Annotated in this window: 15 protein-coding genes; 10 read left to right on the top strand and 5 right to left on the bottom strand. The window is 68.5% G+C overall.

What is annotated here, in order from left to right:
• The first annotated feature begins 139 nt into the window (after positions 1 to 139).
• The 5 genes from ACSFA0_RS06660 to ACSFA0_RS06680 all read left to right on the top strand — a co-directional run bounded on the left by ACSFA0_RS06660 (position 140) and on the right by ACSFA0_RS06680 (position 6,850).
• The gene (locus ACSFA0_RS06660) at positions 140 to 3,007 is read left to right on the top strand and encodes an aconitate hydratase (protein WP_435449422.1); all 2,868 of its coding nucleotides are present in this window, start codon (positions 140 to 142) and stop codon (positions 3,005 to 3,007) included.
• Positions 3,008 to 3,188: 181 nt separating this feature from the next.
• The gene (locus ACSFA0_RS06665; protein ID WP_435449423.1) at positions 3,189 to 3,500 is read left to right on the top strand and encodes a FeoA family protein; all 312 of its coding nucleotides are present in this window, start codon (positions 3,189 to 3,191) and stop codon (positions 3,498 to 3,500) included.
• Positions 3,493 to 5,394 carry a ferrous iron transporter B gene (gene feoB / locus ACSFA0_RS06670; RefSeq protein WP_435449424.1) on the top strand — a complete coding sequence of 634 codons (1,902 nt, stop codon included), beginning with the start codon at positions 3,493 to 3,495 and terminating at the stop codon, positions 5,392 to 5,394. The genes ACSFA0_RS06665 and feoB overlap by 8 nt, the downstream gene beginning before the upstream one ends.
• A gap of 1 nt (position 5,395) precedes the next feature.
• A complete protein-coding gene (locus ACSFA0_RS06675) occupies positions 5,396 to 5,668 on the top strand; it encodes a DUF6587 family protein (RefSeq protein ID WP_435449425.1) in 273 nt (90 codons plus the stop codon).
• A gap of 3 nt (positions 5,669 to 5,671) precedes the next feature.
• Positions 5,672 to 6,850, top strand: coding sequence for an FAD-dependent monooxygenase (locus ACSFA0_RS06680; protein WP_435449426.1), 1,179 nt, complete (start codon positions 5,672 to 5,674; stop codon positions 6,848 to 6,850).
• 37 nt (positions 6,851 to 6,887) lie between these two features.
• Here ACSFA0_RS06680 and ACSFA0_RS06685 read toward each other — a convergent pair whose 3' ends face one another.
• The 4 genes from ACSFA0_RS06685 to kynB all read right to left on the bottom strand — a co-directional run bounded on the left by ACSFA0_RS06685 (position 6,888) and on the right by kynB (position 11,010).
• A complete protein-coding gene (locus ACSFA0_RS06685; protein ID WP_435449427.1) occupies positions 6,888 to 8,144 on the bottom strand; it encodes an SMI1/KNR4 family protein in 1,257 nt (418 codons plus the stop codon).
• A 73-nt stretch (positions 8,145 to 8,217) separates the two neighbouring features.
• The gene (kynA, locus tag ACSFA0_RS06690; protein ID WP_435449428.1) at positions 8,218 to 9,057 is read right to left on the bottom strand and encodes a tryptophan 2,3-dioxygenase; all 840 of its coding nucleotides are present in this window, start codon (positions 9,055 to 9,057) and stop codon (positions 8,218 to 8,220) included.
• 1 nt (position 9,058) lies between these two features.
• Positions 9,059 to 10,378 carry a kynureninase gene (gene kynU, locus ACSFA0_RS06695; protein ID WP_435449429.1) on the bottom strand — a complete coding sequence of 440 codons (1,320 nt, stop codon included), beginning with the start codon at positions 10,376 to 10,378 and terminating at the stop codon, positions 9,059 to 9,061.
• The gene (gene kynB, locus ACSFA0_RS06700; protein WP_435449430.1) at positions 10,375 to 11,010 is read right to left on the bottom strand and encodes an arylformamidase; all 636 of its coding nucleotides are present in this window, start codon (positions 11,008 to 11,010) and stop codon (positions 10,375 to 10,377) included. Before kynB ends, kynU begins: the two co-directional genes overlap by 4 nt.
• Before the next feature lie 116 nt (positions 11,011 to 11,126).
• On the opposite strand from kynB, the gene ACSFA0_RS06705 reads away from it, so the two are divergent.
• Positions 11,127 to 11,459: a DMT family transporter gene (locus ACSFA0_RS06705; RefSeq protein ID WP_435449431.1), complete on the top strand. Its 333-nt coding sequence runs from the start codon at positions 11,127 to 11,129 to the stop codon at positions 11,457 to 11,459.
• Positions 11,460 to 11,471: 12 nt separating this feature from the next.
• On the opposite strand, the gene ACSFA0_RS06710 is transcribed toward ACSFA0_RS06705, so the two are convergent.
• Positions 11,472 to 12,887, bottom strand: a complete 1,416-nt coding sequence (locus ACSFA0_RS06710) for an amidase (protein ID WP_435449432.1) — start codon at positions 12,885 to 12,887, stop codon at positions 11,472 to 11,474.
• Positions 12,888 to 13,146: 259 nt separating this feature from the next.
• On the opposite strand from ACSFA0_RS06710, the gene ACSFA0_RS06715 reads away from it, so the two are divergent.
• From ACSFA0_RS06715 to ACSFA0_RS06730, 4 genes are all read left to right on the top strand, one after another.
• Complete coding sequence (locus ACSFA0_RS06715; RefSeq protein ID WP_475539781.1) at positions 13,147 to 13,881, top strand: maleate cis-trans isomerase family protein; 735 nt, start codon at positions 13,147 to 13,149, stop codon at positions 13,879 to 13,881.
• A gap of 71 nt (positions 13,882 to 13,952) precedes the next feature.
• Positions 13,953 to 14,675 carry a GntR family transcriptional regulator gene (locus tag ACSFA0_RS06720; protein WP_435449434.1) on the top strand — a complete coding sequence of 241 codons (723 nt, stop codon included), beginning with the start codon at positions 13,953 to 13,955 and terminating at the stop codon, positions 14,673 to 14,675.
• 333 nt (positions 14,676 to 15,008) lie between these two features.
• Positions 15,009 to 16,004, top strand: a complete 996-nt coding sequence (locus tag ACSFA0_RS06725; RefSeq protein WP_435449435.1) for an ABC transporter substrate-binding protein — start codon at positions 15,009 to 15,011, stop codon at positions 16,002 to 16,004.
• 17 nt (positions 16,005 to 16,021) lie between these two features.
• Entirely contained in the window at positions 16,022 to 16,897 is an 876-nt protein-coding gene (locus ACSFA0_RS06730) for an ABC transporter permease (protein WP_435449436.1), read from the top strand.
• The last annotated feature ends 1 nt before the right edge of the window (position 16,898 follow it).

Raw genomic sequence — 16,898 nt, forward strand, 5'->3', positions numbered from 1 at the left:
TCCGCCAAAGGAGGGAAATACGGGTCCGTCCGAAGGGAGCGGCCCGCCGGCGGGTGCGGCCTCACGGCCCTCCCTCCGACAGCGAATGACTTCGAAGCCTGCTATCTTTGCGGTGCTTCCACGAATCACAGGAGTTCCCATGGCCAAAGCACCGGCGCACCCTTTCGCATCTGCCCTCAAAACGTTCAAGACGGCATCGGGAGGGTCCGGCAAATACTGGTCGCTGAAGGAACTCGCCAAGCAATACCCGAACATCGGCAAGCTGCCGGTGTCGCTGCGCATCGTGCTCGAATCGGTCATGCGCAACTGCGACGGCCAGAAGGTCGGTGTCGAGAACGTCGCGCAGCTCGCCAACTGGCAGCCCAACGCCGAGCGCACCGAAGAGATCCCTTTCGTCGTGACCCGCGTGGTGCTGCAGGACTTCACCGGCGTGCCGCTGCTGGCCGACCTGGCCGCCATGCGCAGCGTGGCGCAGAAGCTCAACAAGAGCCCCAAGACCATCGAGCCGCTGGTGCCGGTCGACCTGGTCGTCGACCACTCGGTGATGGTCGACCACTACGGCACGCCCAAGGCGCTCGACCTGAACATGAAGCTGGAGTTCCAGCGCAACAACGAGCGCTACCAGTTCATGAAGTGGGGCATGCAGGCCTTCGACACCTTCGGCGTGACGCCGCCGGGCTTCGGCATCGTGCACCAGGTGAACCTCGAGTACCTCGCGCGCGGCGTCTACAAGGCGGCCGACGACAAGGCCGAGGTGCCGACCTGGTACCCCGACTCGCTGGTCGGCACCGACAGCCACACGACGATGATCAACGGCGTCGGCGTGGTCGGCTGGGGCGTGGGCGGCATCGAGGCCGAGGCGGCGATGCTGGGCCAGCCGGTCTACATGCTGACGCCCGACGTGGTCGGCTTCGAACTGACCGGCACGCTGCGCGAAGGCGTGACGGCGACCGACCTGGTGCTCTTCGTCACCGCCATCCTGCGCGGCGAGAAGGTGGTGGGCAAGTTCGTCGAGTTCTTCGGCCCCGGCGCGGCGTCCATCGCTGTGCCCGACCGCGCGACCATCGGCAACATGGCGCCGGAGTACGGCGCGACCATGGGCTTCTTCCCGGTCGACGAGAAGACGCTGGCCTACTTCAAGGGCACCGGCCGCACCGCCCAGGAGATCGAACGCTTCGAGGCCTACTACAAGGCGCAGGGCCTGTTCGGCATGCCGGCGCCCGGCGAACTCAACTACACGAAGATCGTCCGGCTCGACCTGGGCACGGTGTCGCCCAGCCTGGCCGGCCCGAAACGCCCGCAGGACCGCATCGACCTCGGCCACCTGGCGACCAAGTTCTCCGAGCTGTACAGCAAGCCCAACGAGGCCAACGGCTTCAACCAGCCGGCCGACAAGCTGAAGATCCGCTACCCGCTCACGAAGAACGGCCACGGCGACGACACCGAAGCGCCGGCACCCGCGCCCGGCGCGCCGCGCCAGGTCGAGGAAATGGTCGCCAACCGCTCGACCAAGGCCGCCGCGCACGTGAGCGCGACCGCACCGGCTTCGCCCAAGGGCCATGTGACCATCGGCAACGGCGACGTGCTGATCGCCGCGATCACCTCCTGCACCAACACGTCGAACCCCAGCGTGCTGCTGGCGGCGGGCCTGCTGGCGAAGAAGGCGGTGGAGGCCGGGCTCACCGTCAAGCCACACGTCAAGACCTCGCTGGCGCCGGGCTCGCGCATCGTCACCGAGTACCTCGAAAAGGCGGACCTGCTCAAGTACCTGGAGAAGCTGGGCTTCTATCTCGCGGGCTACGGTTGCACCACCTGCATCGGCAACGCCGGCGACCTGACGCCGGAGATCAATGAGGTTATCACCGAGAACAACCTGGTGGCAGCGGCGGTGCTCTCGGGCAACCGCAACTTCGAGGCACGCATCCACCCGAACCTCAAGGCCAACTTCCTGGCCTCGCCGCCGCTGGTGGTGGCCTACGCCATCGCCGGCAACGTGATGGTCGACCTGATGACCCAGCCGGTGGGCAAGGGCAAACACGGCAAGGACGTGTACCTCGGCGACATCTGGCCGACCGCCAAGGAGATCGACGAGAACCTGCACTTCGCGATGAACGCCAAGGCCTTCCGCAAGAACTACGAGCAGATCGCCGAGAACCCGGGCAAGCTGTGGAGCAGCATCAAGGGCGTGAGCGGCGACGTCTACAACTGGCCCACCTCCACCTACATCGCCGAGCCGCCGTTCTTCGAGGGCTTCAAGATGAAGCCGGCCGCGACCAACCCGGGCTTCTCGGGCGCGCGCGTGATGGCGCTGTTCGGCGACTCGATCACCACCGACCACATCTCGCCGGCCGGCGCCATCAAGGAAAGCTCACCCGCGGGCATCTGGCTGAAGGCGCACGGCGTGCAGAAGGCCGACTTCAACAGCTACGGCTCGCGCCGCGGCAACCACGAGATCATGATGCGCGGCACCTTCGCCAACGTGCGCATCAAGAACCTCATGCTGCCGCCCGACGAGAAGGGCACGCAGGAAGAGGGCGGCCTCACGCTGTTCCAGCCGGGCAACGAGAAGATGTTCATCTACGACGCCGCGATGAAGTACATCGAACAGGGCGTGCCGACGGTCGTCTTCGGCGGCGAGGAATACGGCACCGGCTCGTCGCGCGACTGGGCCGCCAAGGGCACGCAACTGCTGGGCATCAAGGCCGTGGTGGCGCGCAGCTTCGAGCGCATCCACCGCGCCAACCTGGTAGGCATGGGCGTGCTGCCGCTGCAGTTCCGTGGTGCCGATTCATGGCAGAGCCTCGGCCTGACCGGCCACGAGAAGATCGACGTGGTGATCGAAGGCGAACTGCGCCCGATGATGGACGTGAAGCTGAACGTGCACCGCCCCGACGGCACGCACCAGGAAGCCACGGTGCGCTTGCGCATCGATACGCCGATCGAGGTCGATTACTACAAGCACGGTGGCATCCTGCCCTTCGTGTTGCGGCAGTTGCTGGCGGCCTGATTCGACGAGCGAATCTGCTGACCGTTACCTGACCCTGCGCCGATGACCCTTGCGGGCATCGGCGTTGTTCGTTGCGGCGAGGTCTTGTCGCACCGGGGCCAAGGGGCTTAGTCCTACGTTGTTTGGCCCTGCCGATCGTTTTCGAGAATAATTCTCATCTTTATCTCGATGGAATGTTCGGGTGACAACAACGACTTTGGCAGCCCCTGTGGCTGCGGGCGCGGCGGCCGGTGCGCTGCGCCTTGACCAGCTACCGATCAACGAATGGGCCACGGTCCTCGACGTGCTGCGGCCCGAGGCCGCCCAGGACCGCGAGCTGGTGCTGCGCCTGACCGAAATCGGCTTCGTCCCCGGTGAAGCGGTGCGCATCGTGGCGACCGGCACGCCCGGCGCCGACCCGCTGGCCGTGCGCCTGGGTCACACCACCTTCGCCTTGCGTCGTCACGAAGCCGCTTTCGTCCACGTCACCCGCGGAGCGAGCCACCATGGTTGAAGCCACGCTCGACTTCCGTCCCAACGCCACCCGTGCCGCGGCCGCACCGCCGGAACGCGTCGCACTGCTCGGCAACCCCAACTGCGGCAAGACTGCGCTCTTCAACCTGCTGACCGGCAGCCGCCAGAAGGTGGCCAACTACGCCGGTGTGACCGTCGAGCGCAAGGAAGGCACGCTGCTCACCGCGGGCGGGCGCCGCGTCTTCGTGCTCGACCTGCCCGGCGCCTACAGCCTCAACGCGTTGTCGGCCGACGAAGCGGTCACGCGCGACGTCGTCACCGGCCAGAGCAAGGAGCCACCGCCCGATCTGCTGGTGTGCGTGACCGACGCGACCAACCTGCGCCTCAACCTGCGACTGGTGCTCGAAGCCACGAAGCTCGGCCTGCCGATGGTGGTGGCGCTGAACATGACCGACATGGCCAAGCGCCAGGGCATCGTCGTCGACACCGCCGTGCTCGCGCGCGAGCTGGGCGTGCCGGTGATCGAGACGGTCGGTGTGCATGCGGGGGGCGCGCGTGACCTGCTGTCCGCGCTCGACGCGCCGGTGGTGGCAGCCACGCCCGTGCCCTGGGTGGCCCCTGGGCTCGACGACGTGCTCGCCACCCAGCGCGAGGTGCGCCGCATCCTCGGCCTGGCCGTGACCGAGCCGGTCGGCAGCCTGGCCACCAGCGACCGCATCGACCGCGTGGTGCTGCACCCGCTGTGGGGCATGGCGGTCCTGGCGGTCACGCTGTTCCTGATGTTCCAGGCCGTGTTCAGCTGGGCCAACGTGCCGATGGACGCCATCAAGGCCGGCACCGAATGGCTGGGCGAGGCGGTGAAGGCGGTGGTGCCCGAAGGCATGCTGCAGAGCCTGCTGGTCGACGGCGTCGTGGCCGGGCTGGGCGGCGTGGTCATCTTCCTGCCGCAGATCCTGATCCTGTTCCTGTTCATCCTCGCGCTGGAAGACTCGGGCTACCTGCCGCGCGCGGCCTTCCTGCTCGACCGCATCATGGGCACCGTGGGCCTGTCGGGCCGCTCGTTCATCCCGCTGCTGTCGAGCTTCGCCTGCGCCATCCCGGGCGTGATGGCCACGCGCACCATCAGCAACTGGCGCGACCGGCTGACGACGATCATGATCGCTCCGCTCATGACCTGCTCGGCCCGGCTGCCGGTGTACGCGCTGCTCATCGCCGCCTTCATCCCGGCGCAGACCGTGGGTGGCATCTTCAACCTGCAGGGCATCGTGCTGTTCGCGCTCTACGTCTTCGGCATCGTCTCGGCCATGGCCGTGGCCTGGGTGATGAAGCGCTTCCGCGACAACACCGCGCATTCGCCGTTGATGATGGAACTGCCGGCCTACCGCTGGCCCAACCTGCGCAACCTGGCGCTCGGCCTGTACGAGCGCGCGTGGATCTTCCTGCAGCGCGTGGGCACCATCATCCTCACGCTGACGATCCTGCTGTGGTTTCTGTCGACCTTCCCCTCGCCGCCGGCGGGCGCAACCGGGCCGGCGATCGAATACAGCCTGGCCGGCATGCTGGGCCGCGGGCTCGAGCACATCTTCGCGCCCATCGGCTTCAACTGGCAGATCTCGATCGCGCTGGTGCCGGGCATGGCGGCGCGCGAGGTGGCGGTGGGCGCGCTCGGCACGGTGTATGCGCTGTCGGCCACCGGCGACGACGTGGCCACCGCGCTGGAGCCGCTGATCGCGGGCAGCTGGTCGCTGGCGACCGCGCTGTCGCTGCTGGTCTGGTTCGTGTTCGCGCCGCAGTGCATCTCGACGCTGGCCGCCGTCAAGCGCGAGACCAACTCGTGGAAGTACGTGTGGATCATGGCGGGCTACCTGTTCGGGCTCGCCTACATTGCCTGTTTCATCACCTACCGCATCGCGGTCGCCTTGGGAGCCGGATGACATGACCCAGCAAATCATCGTCGGATTGATCGTCGCCTGCGCCGCCATCTATGCGGTGTGGCGCTGGATGCCTGCGGGCTGGCGGCGTTCGGCCGCGACGAAGCTCGCCGCCGGCTCGCACCGCGCCGGCCTGGTCGACGCGCAGCGCGCCGAGGCGCTGGCGGCATCGCTCGCCAAGACCTCGGGCTGCGGGTCGTGCGACAGCTGTGGGAGCTGTGGCACGGCGAAGACCGGCCAAGCCGCCACCGGCGCGCCGCCGAGCGCCGTTCGCTGAGGCATGGCACTGCAGCTCCTGGTCGCCGGTGGCGGCATCGGCGGGCTGGCCAGTGCACTGGCCTTGGCCCGTGGCGGCCATCGGGTCGAACTTTTCGAACAATCGGCCGTCTTCGCCGAAGTCGGTGCGGGCATCCAGCTCGGGCCGAACGCGGTGCGCCGGCTGCATGCGCTGGGCTTGGCGCAGGCGCTCGACACCATCGCCGCGAAGCCCGACGCGCTGGTGGTGCGGGCGGCCTCCGACGACCATGAGCTGGCCTGCCTGCCCTTGGGCGACGTGGCGGTCCGGCGCTACGGCGCGCCGTACTGCTGCGTGCATCGCGCCGACCTGCATGGCGTGCTGCTGGCCGCCGTGCGCGCGCAGGCCGACGTCGCGCTCAACCATCCGGCGCGCCTCGTGCAGATCGAGCATTCCGACGATGTCGTGACGGTCGCCGCCGACGGCGCCCGGGCCTGGGAGGGCGATGCGCTGATCGGGGCCGACGGCTTGTGGAGCGCCGTGCGCGCCGAGCTCGACGTGCCCGGCCCCGCGCCGCAGCCCACCGGCCACACCGCCTGGCGTGGGCTGCTCTCGCAAGCCGCCTTGCCGCTGGCGCAGCGCAGCACCCAGGTGCGCGTGTGGCTGGGGGATCGCCTGCACGCGCTGGTCTACCCGGTGCGCGGCGGCGAACTGCTCAACGTGGTCGTGCTCGCCGAAGCCGCACCGACGGGCGATGCGCGGGATTGGGACCAGTCGACGAGCCTCGATGCGTTGCAGCGCGCCACCGGCCGCTGCTGCACGACGCTGCAGGGCTACCTCAGCGCCGTGCCGACCTGGCGCGCCTGGTCGCTGCACGACCGCGCGCCGCTCACCGGCCCGGGCCAGATGACGCACGAGCGCATCGCACTGCTCGGCGACGCGGCGCACCCGATGCTGCCGTACCTGGCGCAGGGCGCCGGCATGGCGATCGAGGATGCGGTGGCCCTGGCCGAGGCTTTGCGTTCAGTCGACAGCGACGGCGTACCCGAGGCCCTGCGTCGCTACGCCAACGCACGTTGGCAGCGCAACGCACGGGTGCAGGCACGGGCACGCCGCAATGCACAGATCTTTCATTCCGCCGGCCCACTGCGCATGGCGCGGGATCTGGCTATGCGCACGCTGGGCGCGCGCCTCCTCGATCAGCCCTGGTTGTACGCGCACTGATCGAAGCCGACGCCGAACGTCCGCAGGGGCGCAGCGGTCACAGGACGAAGTTCTCCAGGTGCTCGATGCGCGCGGCCAGACCTTCGCCCCCGAGGTAGTGTGAGAACGCCTGGCTCGGGTCGCGCACCTTCGCCAGCGATGCGCGCAGTTCTTCCAGCATCGCGTCTCGATGGGTCTCGTAGGCCGCGGGCACGTCGATGTCCATGCGTGCGCACGCGTCAGCGATGAGCCGGGCACTGGCCGGCGCGCCGCACGCCACGCACTTCACCATCGCCGCCATGTCGGGCTCGGCACCGTTGGCCAGCAGCGCGGCCGTGAGCTCCGGCGAGATGGCGCTGTCGATGTTGCTCAGCGCCTCCGGCGCGACCGGCGCACCGGCCCGCACCAACGCGGCGGCCGCAGCGAAGGCGCGTGCGCCCACGGCGACGTCGGTGGCCGTGGCGCTGCCCGACAGCGGGCCCTCGAAGCGCACGCCGGCCGCTGCCAGCTCAGCCACGAGTTCGGCGTCGTCCGTGGCAATCGCATGGCGCAGTGCCACATGTGCCAACGCGCTGCGGTGGCGCAGCGTGCCGTCGGCCAGCGGCGTGCGCCAGTCGACCATGGCACGTCGGTAGAACGCAATGAGCTTGTCCATCAGCGCGAGGTCCAGCCCGTGCTCCTCGTGCCGTTCGTCGAGGTACTCGATCAGCGTCTGCCCCGAGAAATAGTCACCCGACGGCGCCAGCGGGTCTTCGTTGAGGTGCAGCGCGGCAAACGCGGCCCGCAGGTCGGGCGCGATCGGGCTGATGCTGTCTTCGTGCAGGCGATGCGTCCAGGCCGGTGGCAGGCCCTGCTTCCACGCGATGATTTCGCCATGCGCGTCGCCGGGCTCGACCACGGCATAGATGCGGTCCAGGTACTCGAAGCCGCCGATGGGCAGGTGCGTGAGCTGGCCGCTCCAGGGTCTGCCACTTTCCTTTGCGGCTTCTTCAGCACATTCCTGCTCGTGGGCAATCCAGCCCTGCAGGTCGCGGTAGCCCGGGCTGCCGTGGAAGAAGAGTTCGTTCCAGCTGATCGCTTCCTCGTTGCCGTTCATCGAGAGCGTGAGGTCGTAGTCGAGGCTTCCGCCGGCCGTCTGCTGCCACAGCGCGACGAGCGCCGCCGGGAGCGGTCCGGCGCACGCCGCCTGAACCTCGGCGATCTGTCCGGTCGTCATCGGCGGCTGCGCCTCGAAGATCACGCGGTCGGCGAACAGCACGATGCCGTGCGCTCGCAGGACGTCGAGTTCGGCGGTGGAAAAACTGTCTTCGGTCATCGCTGTCTCCCGTGGCGATGCACAGAATAGCGCTGCGCGGGAGAGATGGGTACCGGGGATCGCCCCGGCTGAACTAGAGGCTGGTGCGCAGCGTCCAGATCTCCGGGAACAGCACCACGTCGAGCATCTTGCGCAGGTAGCTCACGCCGCCGGTGCCACCGGTGCCGCGCTTGAAGCCGATGACGCGCTCCACCGTCGTCACGTGGCGGAAGCGCCAGAGCCGGAAGGCGTCCTCGATGTCGGTGAGCTTCTCGCCGAGCTGGTACAGGTCCCAATGCTGGCGCGGGTCGCGGTAGACCACGAGCCAGGCCGCCTCGACCTCGTCGCTGGCCGCGTAAGGCTGCGTCCAGTCGCGTTCCACGTACCCGGCCGGAACGGCCAGGCCGCGCCGCGCCAGCAGACGCAGCGCTTCGTCGTAGAGCGAGGGCGCGCGGTAGGCCGCGTCCACCTGCGCCAGCAGGTCGGCGCGGTGCGCGTGCGGCTTGAGCATCGCCGCGTTCTTGTTGCCCAGCGCGAACTCGATGCAGCGGTACTGCGCGCTCTGGAAGCCGCTCGAACTCGCAAGGTACGGGCGCATCGCGCTGTACTCGGGCGGTGTCATGGTCGAGAGCACGGTCCAGGCGCCGACCAGCTGCTCCATGATGCGCGTCACGCGCGCCAGCATCTTGAACGCGTCGGGCAACTGCTCGGTCGCAATGCAGCGCGTCGCGGCCGTCAGCTCGTGCAGCATCAGCTTCATCCACAGCTCGCTGGTCTGGTGCTGGACGATGAACAGCATCTCGTCGTGCGCCGGCGAGAGCGGGTGCTGTGCGTTCAGGATCTCGTCGAGGTGCAGGTAGTCGCCGTAGCTCATCGACTGGCTGAAGTCGAGCTGCGCCTTCTCGTCGTGGACGATCTTTTCGGGTTCGCTCATGTCAGGTCACCGCATTCTTTTCGTTGAACTCGGGGCGCTTCCATTCGCCGTCGGCCAGCACCTGCACCAGATGCTCGACCGCATCCCACACATCCTCGAAGCTCAGGTACAGCGGCGTGAAGCCGAAGCGCAGGATGTGCGGCGTCTGCGCGTCGCCGGCGCGGAAGTCACCGATCACGCCGCGCGCGATGAGCGCTTGCACGATGGCATACGCCGCATTGCCCTGCGCTTCGGTCGCATCGGCCATCGCCAGGCACACCTGCGAGCCGCGCTGGGCGTGGTTGCGTGGCGTGACCAGCGTGAAGCGGCCGGGGCAGCGCGCCTCGACCAGCGCGATGAAGGCGTCGGTCAGCGCGAGCGACTTGGTGCGCAAGGCCGCCATCGGGCCGAAGTCGGCGTTGAAGGGCTCGGCGGCCAGCAGGGTGTCGAGCCCGCATTCGAGCGCCGACAGGCTGATGATCGGCTGCGTGCCGCACAGGTAGCGCGCCACGCCCGGCGCGGGCCGGTAGTGCGGCGTGAACTCGAAAGGCGCGGCGTGGCCGAACCACCCCGACAGCGGCTGTTCGAAGCGGCTCGCGTGGCGCGTGTTCACCCACACGAAGGCGGGGGCGCCGGGGCCGCCGTTCAAGTACTTGTAGCCGCAGCCGATCGCGAAGTCGGCGTTGCTCTCGTTGAGCGTCACCGGCACCGCGCCGGCGCTGTGTGCCAGGTCCCACACGGTGAGTGCGCCGACCGCATGCGCCGCCGCCGTGACAGCCGTCATGTCGTGCATGGCACCGGTGCGGTAGTTGACGTGCGTCAGCATCAGCACAGCGACCTCGGGCGTCAGCGCCGCGGACAGGGCGTCGACGCTGTCGATCAGCTTCAGCGTGAAGCCGCGTTCGCGGCAGAGCGATTCGGCGATGTAGAGGTCGGTCGGGAAGTTGCTGCGTTCGCTCACCACGGTGCGTCGCGTCGCGTCGCCGCTGTCGATGACTTGGCTCATCGCCGCGAACAGCACCTTGTAGAGGTTGATCGAGGTGCCGTCAGCGCACATCACTTCGTCGGGCGCGGCGCCGATGAGGCGCGCGAGTTTGTTGCCCAGGCGCTGGGGCAGGTCGATCCAGCGCGCGGTGTTCCACGAACGGATGAGGCCGGTGCCCCATTCCTGCGCGACCACTTCCGCAACGCGCGCTGGTGTCGCCGCGGGCATCACGCCCAGCGAATTGCCGTCGAGGTAGATCACGCCCTCGGGCAGGGTGAACAGGGCGCGCAGGTCGCGCAAGGGGTCGGCGCGGTCGAGGGCGTGGCAGTCGTCGAGGGTCATGGTCAGGGAGGTCATCGGGGGAGTTCGCGCAGCACGGCACGCACGGGGGAAGCGTCGGCACTGACCAGCTTCAGCGGCAGCGCGATGAGTTCGTAGTCGCCCTCGGGCACGTCGTCGAGCACCAGGTTCTCGAGCACGCGCAGGTTCAGGCGACGGATCACCTGGTGGCTGTCGAGCGTCTTGCTGTCCGCGGGGTCGATGCTCGCGGTGTCGATGCCGACCAGCGTCACGCCGAGCGCGGCCAGGCGCTCGATGGTCGCGGGCGCGTAGGCGGCGAGGGCGCCGTCCCAGCGCTCGACCGGCGCACGCTGGTAGGTGCGCACCAGCAAGCGCGGCGGCAGGTCGGCCACGGCGTGTTCGATGTGCGACCACTCGATCAGCGGGCCGCGCGCGATCGCGTGGATCACGCGGCAGCGGCCGAGGAAGGGCGCGAGGTCGACATCGCCGATCGTGGCGCCGTCAGGCGCGTAGTGCAGTGGCGCATCGGCATGCGCACCCACGTGCGGCGACAGCGTGATCTCGCTGACGTTCACCGGGCAGCCGGGGCCGATGCTGGCGGCCCAGCGCTGCCGGTAGGGCGTGTCGCCGGGGAAGACCGGCGCGCCCTCGTGCACGGGGGGGGAAATGTCCCAGAGGCGTTGCGTCATGGCGCGAAGTTAGCGCCGCGCGACGGGTCGTGGTGTCGGTTATTTCCAACGGCCGAGAGAAAACGTCGACGCGCCAAGCGCGCGCTATCCTCGCGGCCCACCGTCATCGAGCACGCATGAACACCTACCTCATCCTCGGCGCGGCCATCGTGCTGGAGATCATCGCCACGTCCTGCCTGAAGGCCTCCGAGGGCTTCACGCGCCTGTGGCCGAGTCTCGTCACGGCGGCTGGCTATGCTGGTTCCTTCTATTGCCTGTCGCTCACGCTGAAGGTGCTGCCGATCGGGGTCGTGTACGCCATCTGGTCCGGCGTGGGCATCGTGCTCACCGCGGTCGTCGGCTGGTTCATCTTCAAGCAGCGCCTGGATGCGGCGGCGATCGCCGGCATGGCGCTGATCGTCGCGGGCGTACTCGTCATCCACCTGTTCTCGAAGACCGCGTCGCATTGACGCACCGGCGGCTCACGTGCCGTCGAGCGCCTCGATGCCGCGCGCGCACTGCAGCACACGCGCATCTTCATAGCGCGGCGCCACCACCTGCAGCCCGACCGGCAACCCGCGCACCGTGCCCGCGGGCACCGAGCACGCGGGCACGCCGCAGTAGTTGAAGAGGGGGGTGAAGGCCGCATGGCCGCGCGGCCCGGCGGGGCGTCCGCCGATCACCGGCGGGCCGAGCTGATCGAGCGGCCAGGCCGTCACCGGCGTGGTGGGGCACAGCAGCACGTCGAAGGACTCGAAGAAGCGCGCCAGGCTCGCGGCGATGCGCTCCTTCAGCCGCAGTGCGCGCGCCACATCGGCCGGCGTCACTGCGGCGCCGGCCTCGATCTGGCCGACCAGCACCGGGTCGATGCGCGCGCGGTCGGTCGCCAGGCGCTCGCCGTACAGCGCATGCAGGCCGGCCACCTGCAGCGCCATCAAGGGGTACTCGCGGGCTTCGGCCGGCCACGGCGGGTCGGCATCGGCGATCTGCCAGCCGGCGGCGCGCAGGGCATCGACGCGTTGCTGCAGCGCCGCGAGCACGTCCGCGTCGACAGCGAAATCGCAGCCCAGCTGCGGGCTCCACGCGACGCGCAGTTCCTGCGGTGGCGCGTCGAGCGACAGCAGCGCGTCGAGCTCGGCGGCGATCGGCACGCCGGCCGGGTCGCCGGCGTCGTAGGCCAGCAGGTGGTCGTAGAGCCAGGCGCAATCGGCCACGTTGCGCGCCATCGGGCCGATGACGGACAGACCGTAGTTCGGCTCGGCGAAGCCCCACGGGTGTGGGATCAGCCCCGGGCTCGGCTTGAAGCCGACCAGCCCGCAATGCGCGGCCGGCCGACGGGTCGAGCCGCCCGCGTCGGTGCCCAGTGCGAGCAGCCCGAGGCCCGACGCCAGGGCCGCGACCGCGCCGCCAGAGGAGCCGCCCGGTGTGAGCGTCGGGTCGATGGGATGCCGCGTCGCGCCGTAGACCAGGTTCGATGTGACGCCTTTGCAGGCGAACTCCGAACAGTTCGTGATGCCCAGCACCACGCCGCCGAGCGCACGCAGGCGCGCCACGGCCCAGGCATCGCGCGGCGCGACGAAGTCCTCGAACAGCAGCGAGCCTTGCGCGATGCGGCGGCCCGCGACCCAGAGGTTGTCCTTGACGGTGAAGGGAACGCCGGCCATCGGCAGCGATTCGCCGGCGGCGATGCGCCGGTCGACCGACGCGGCCTCGTCCAGCACCTGTTGTGGGTCGAACTGCACGATGGCGTTGAGGCCCGGGTTGAGCGCTTCGACCCGGGTGATGAAGTGCCTCGCGACGTCGACAGCGCGCAGTGCGCCGTCGGCCACCTGCGCCGCAAGGGCGCGCGCCGTCCACGTGTTCAATGGACTGTCGTGCGTGGAGGCGTCGGTGTGCATGGGTTGATCTTCACAAGAAGCATGCCAACGGGGAGCGGCTGCCTGCTCATTCATTGGCTCCAATGCATTTTTAGATTGGACACAATGGTCTGTAAGCTTGTGCACAAATGGTGCGCGCCACGCCATCTTGGCGCGCCCACCGCACCGGCCTGGGTAGCGCCGTTCATCTGGCGGCACGCGGCGATGCATCGCCCGATGGCATGAAGATTGCGCACAACCCGCTGTCCGGGATCGCTCGATCCCGCAGAGTTCTCATGAGATGGCATCGATGAAACGTGTTTTGCTGGGGATGCTGACCCCCTCGTCCAATACGGCGCTGGAGCCGATCACCTCGGCGATGGTGGCGGGCCTGCCCGAGGTGTCGGCGCATTTCGCGCGCTTTCGCGTGACCGAGATTTCCCTGCGCTCGCAGGCGCTTGGGCAGTTCGACATCGCGCCGATCCTCGAGGCGGCGCGGCTGCTGGCCGATGCACGGGTCGACGTGATCGCCTGGAACGGCACCTCGTCCGGCTGGCTCGGCTTCGAGGCCGACGAGGCGCTGTGCGCGCGCATCACCGAAGAGACGGGCATTCCGGCGTGCACGTCGGTGCTGGCCTTCAACGAGGCGATGCAGCTGTCGGGCCGCAAGCGCTTCGGGCTGGCCACCCCCTACCTGGCCGACGTGCAGGCACGCATCGTCGAGAACTACCGTGCCAACGGCTACGACTGCGTCGCCGAGCGGCACCTGGGGCATCACGTGAACTTCGAGTTCGCGGAGGTCACGCCGGCAGAGATCACGCGCATGGTGCGCGAGGTCGCGAAGGCGTCGCCGCAATGCATCAGCACCTTCTGCACCAACCTGCGCGCGGCGCACCTGGTGCCGGCGCTGGAAGCCGAGCTCGGCATTCCCATCTACGACACCGTGAGCACGGCGGTCTGGAAGGCACTGCGCGTGTGCGGCGTCGACACGCGCCGGGTCGTCGGCTGGGGCAGCCTGTTCGGCGAATTCAACTGATGCCGACGGCGCCGCGGCCTTCTGGGTACCATCCGGCCTCTGTCGCACCTCTTCCCGAACACCGCCGCACCATGGCCATCTCCACGTCCCGCCGCGCCCTGAAGCCGTCGTCCAAGACGGCCTCCAAGGCCGACATCTACGAACGCATCTACGAAGCCGTGGTCGAACACCGCCTGCTGCCGGGCACCAAGCTGTCGGAGGAGCGCGTGGCCGAGCTGTTCTCCGTGAGCCGCACGCAGGTGCGCGGCGTGCTGCAGCGCCTGGCGGTGGAGCAGTTGGTCACGCTCATTCCCAACCGCGGCGCCTTCGTGACCACGCCCAGCGTGGACGAGGCGCACGACGTGCTCGAGGTGCGCCGCACGCTGGAGCCGGCGGTGGTGCTGCGGCTCATCGACCGCATCGCCGAGGGCAAGGCGCCCACCGCCATCAAGCAGCTGCGCGCGCTGGTCAAGCGCGAGCAGCAGGCCCACGACGTGGGCGACCGTCGTGCGGCCGTGCGGCTATCGGGCGAGTTCCACGTGCAGCTCGCGCAGCTGTCGGGCAGCAGCATCATGGCGCGCATGATGCGCGAGCTGACGCCGCTGACCTGCCTGGCCATCCTGACCTTCGAGGCGCCCACCGTGGCGGCCTGCCCGAACGACGAGCACACGCTGCTCATCGACGCGATCGAAAAGGGCCAGAAGAAGGCGGCCGTGGCGCTCATGACCGACCACCTGCACCACATCGAGAAGTCACTCAACCTGCACGTTGAGGACGAGCCCGAGATCGACCTGGCCGAAGTGCTGCTCGGCTGAGCGCCGCCGGCGGGTTACCGACGACTGGATACAAAACTCGGCACGGCCATTGTTTCGGGTGGAACACGGGTTGCCGACGCGCGTCGACATGGACGCGGTATGTGCCGAAGCGGAGGCGGCCGCGCGCGAACTGTGGGGCGACGAAGGGAGGCGCTATTGGGAGTGGGCGCAGGACTGAGGTCCGTGCCCGTGCATCGGCGGGGTGCATCTTGCACCATCGCTGCACACTTTGTATCCAATCTGATCGTGTCATTGGATTCAAAGCTGGCACGGTGTTTGCACTCCGTGAGGCAGGCCCCCTGTGCGGGCTCCCTCCAACCTTCGAGGAACACCATGTTCAAGTTCATCGCGAAACTCATCGTCGTGGCCGCCGCCGTCGTGCCGCTGGCCAGCCAGGCGCAGGACACCATCAAGCTCGGCTATGCCAAGTGCGCCCATTGCACGCCGCTGGCCCTCACGCCCGAGAAGGCGACAGACGTGAAGCTGGAGGCCATCGCCTTCAACACCGGCAACGACGTGCTGACCGCGCTGCTGTCCAAGAGCATCGACGTGGCCCAGGTGACCTACCTGCACTACGCCACGGCGCTCGACAAGGGCTTCGATGTGGTGGCCATCTCCGGCCAGATCAACGGCGGCTCGCAGATCCTCGTCGGCAACGACCTGCCGCTGCGCGAGAACGACTGGGCCGGCCTGAAGAAGCTGATCGCCGACTACAAGGCGCAAGGCAAGGTGTTTCGCGTGGCGGCCTCGCGCGGCAATGCGCAGGACATCCACATGCGCGGCGCCTTCGCCAAGCAGGGCATCGACATCAACCGCGACGTGCAGTTCATCAACATTCCGAACCCGTCGGACCACGTGCAGGCGCTGCGCCGCAACGAGGTGGAGCTGATCTGCTCGGTCGACCCCTTCGCCACACAGATTCGCGAAGTGAAGGCCGCCAAGTTCTTCGCCTTCCCCTACGACCAGGCCGCCGGCAAGCTGACCAACCTGATCGTCACGCGCTCCGACGTGATCGCCTCGCGTCCGAAGGGCGTGGAGCAGACCGTGCGTTCGATCATCAAGGTGAACGACCTGATGGCCAGCGACAAGGCGCTGTTCATCGACACGATCCAGAAGGTGACGGGCCTCGACAAAGCCGTGGCCACGGGCGCCGTCGCCAACCTGTACCCCGACTACCAGATGCACCGCGCCTCGGCCGTCGCCATCGCCCAGATGATGCGCGACCTGAAGTACATCAGTACCGACGTGAGCGCCGCGGTCGAGAAGAACATGGATTACCGCTTCCTGGAAGCCGCCACGGGCAAGCCGAAATCCGCCCTCGGCTACTGATCGATCGGTACCCAGCGATGGCGCTTTCTTCGTCCGCACCGACCCTGCCCGTGCCGCAACCGAGCGTGGCTGCCCGGCCGGCGCTGATCAAGCGGCTCTACCGCCGCATCGAACGCGCCATCGTCCCCGTCCTGCTGCTCGTCGGCTGGGAGATCTTCTCGCGCTCCGGCGTGCTGCCGCCCGCCTTGCTGCCGGCACCGTCGCAGGTGCTGGTCGCCTGGGCCGACTGGGTGTTCGCCACCGACGGCAACACGCAGACCTACAGCGGCCATTGGGTCTTCGACGTGGCCGCGAGCGCCACGCGCGTGTTCGCGGGCTTCGCGATCTCGACGCTGCTGGGCGTCTCCATCGGCATGGCGATCGGCTGGTCGCGCACCGTGGAGCGGCTGATCGAGCCGGTGCTGCAGGTGCTGCGGCCAGTGCCGCCGGTGTCGTGGATTCCGCTGGCCATCATCTGGTTCGGCATCGCCGACAAGCCGGCCATCTTCCTGGTGTTCCTCGGCTCGTTCTTCCCGATCCTGCTGAGCACCATCCACGGCGTGAAGACCTGCGACCGGAACCTGCTGCGCGCCGGCGCCATGACCGGCGGCACGCCGGGCAAGCTGCTGCGCTACATCGTCTTTCCCGCGGCGCTGCCGAGCATCTTCTCGGGTCTGCGCATCGCCGTCGGCTCGGCCTGGATGCTGACCGTCACCGCCGAGATGGTGGCGGTCAAGAGCGGCGTCGGTTACGTGCTGTGGGATTCGTATTACTTCCTGCGCTACGACATCGTGATCGCGGCGATGGTGAGCATCGGCCTGCTCGGCTACCTCAGCGACCTCGCCATCAAGCTGATCGCTGGACGCGTGCTGCGCTGGCAGCGCGGCTCGACCCTTCAAGCGAAAGAGGGATGAC

The sequence above is a fragment of the Variovorax restrictus genome (assembly GCF_051216715.1).
Lineage (GTDB): Bacteria > Pseudomonadota > Gammaproteobacteria > Burkholderiales > Burkholderiaceae_C > Variovorax.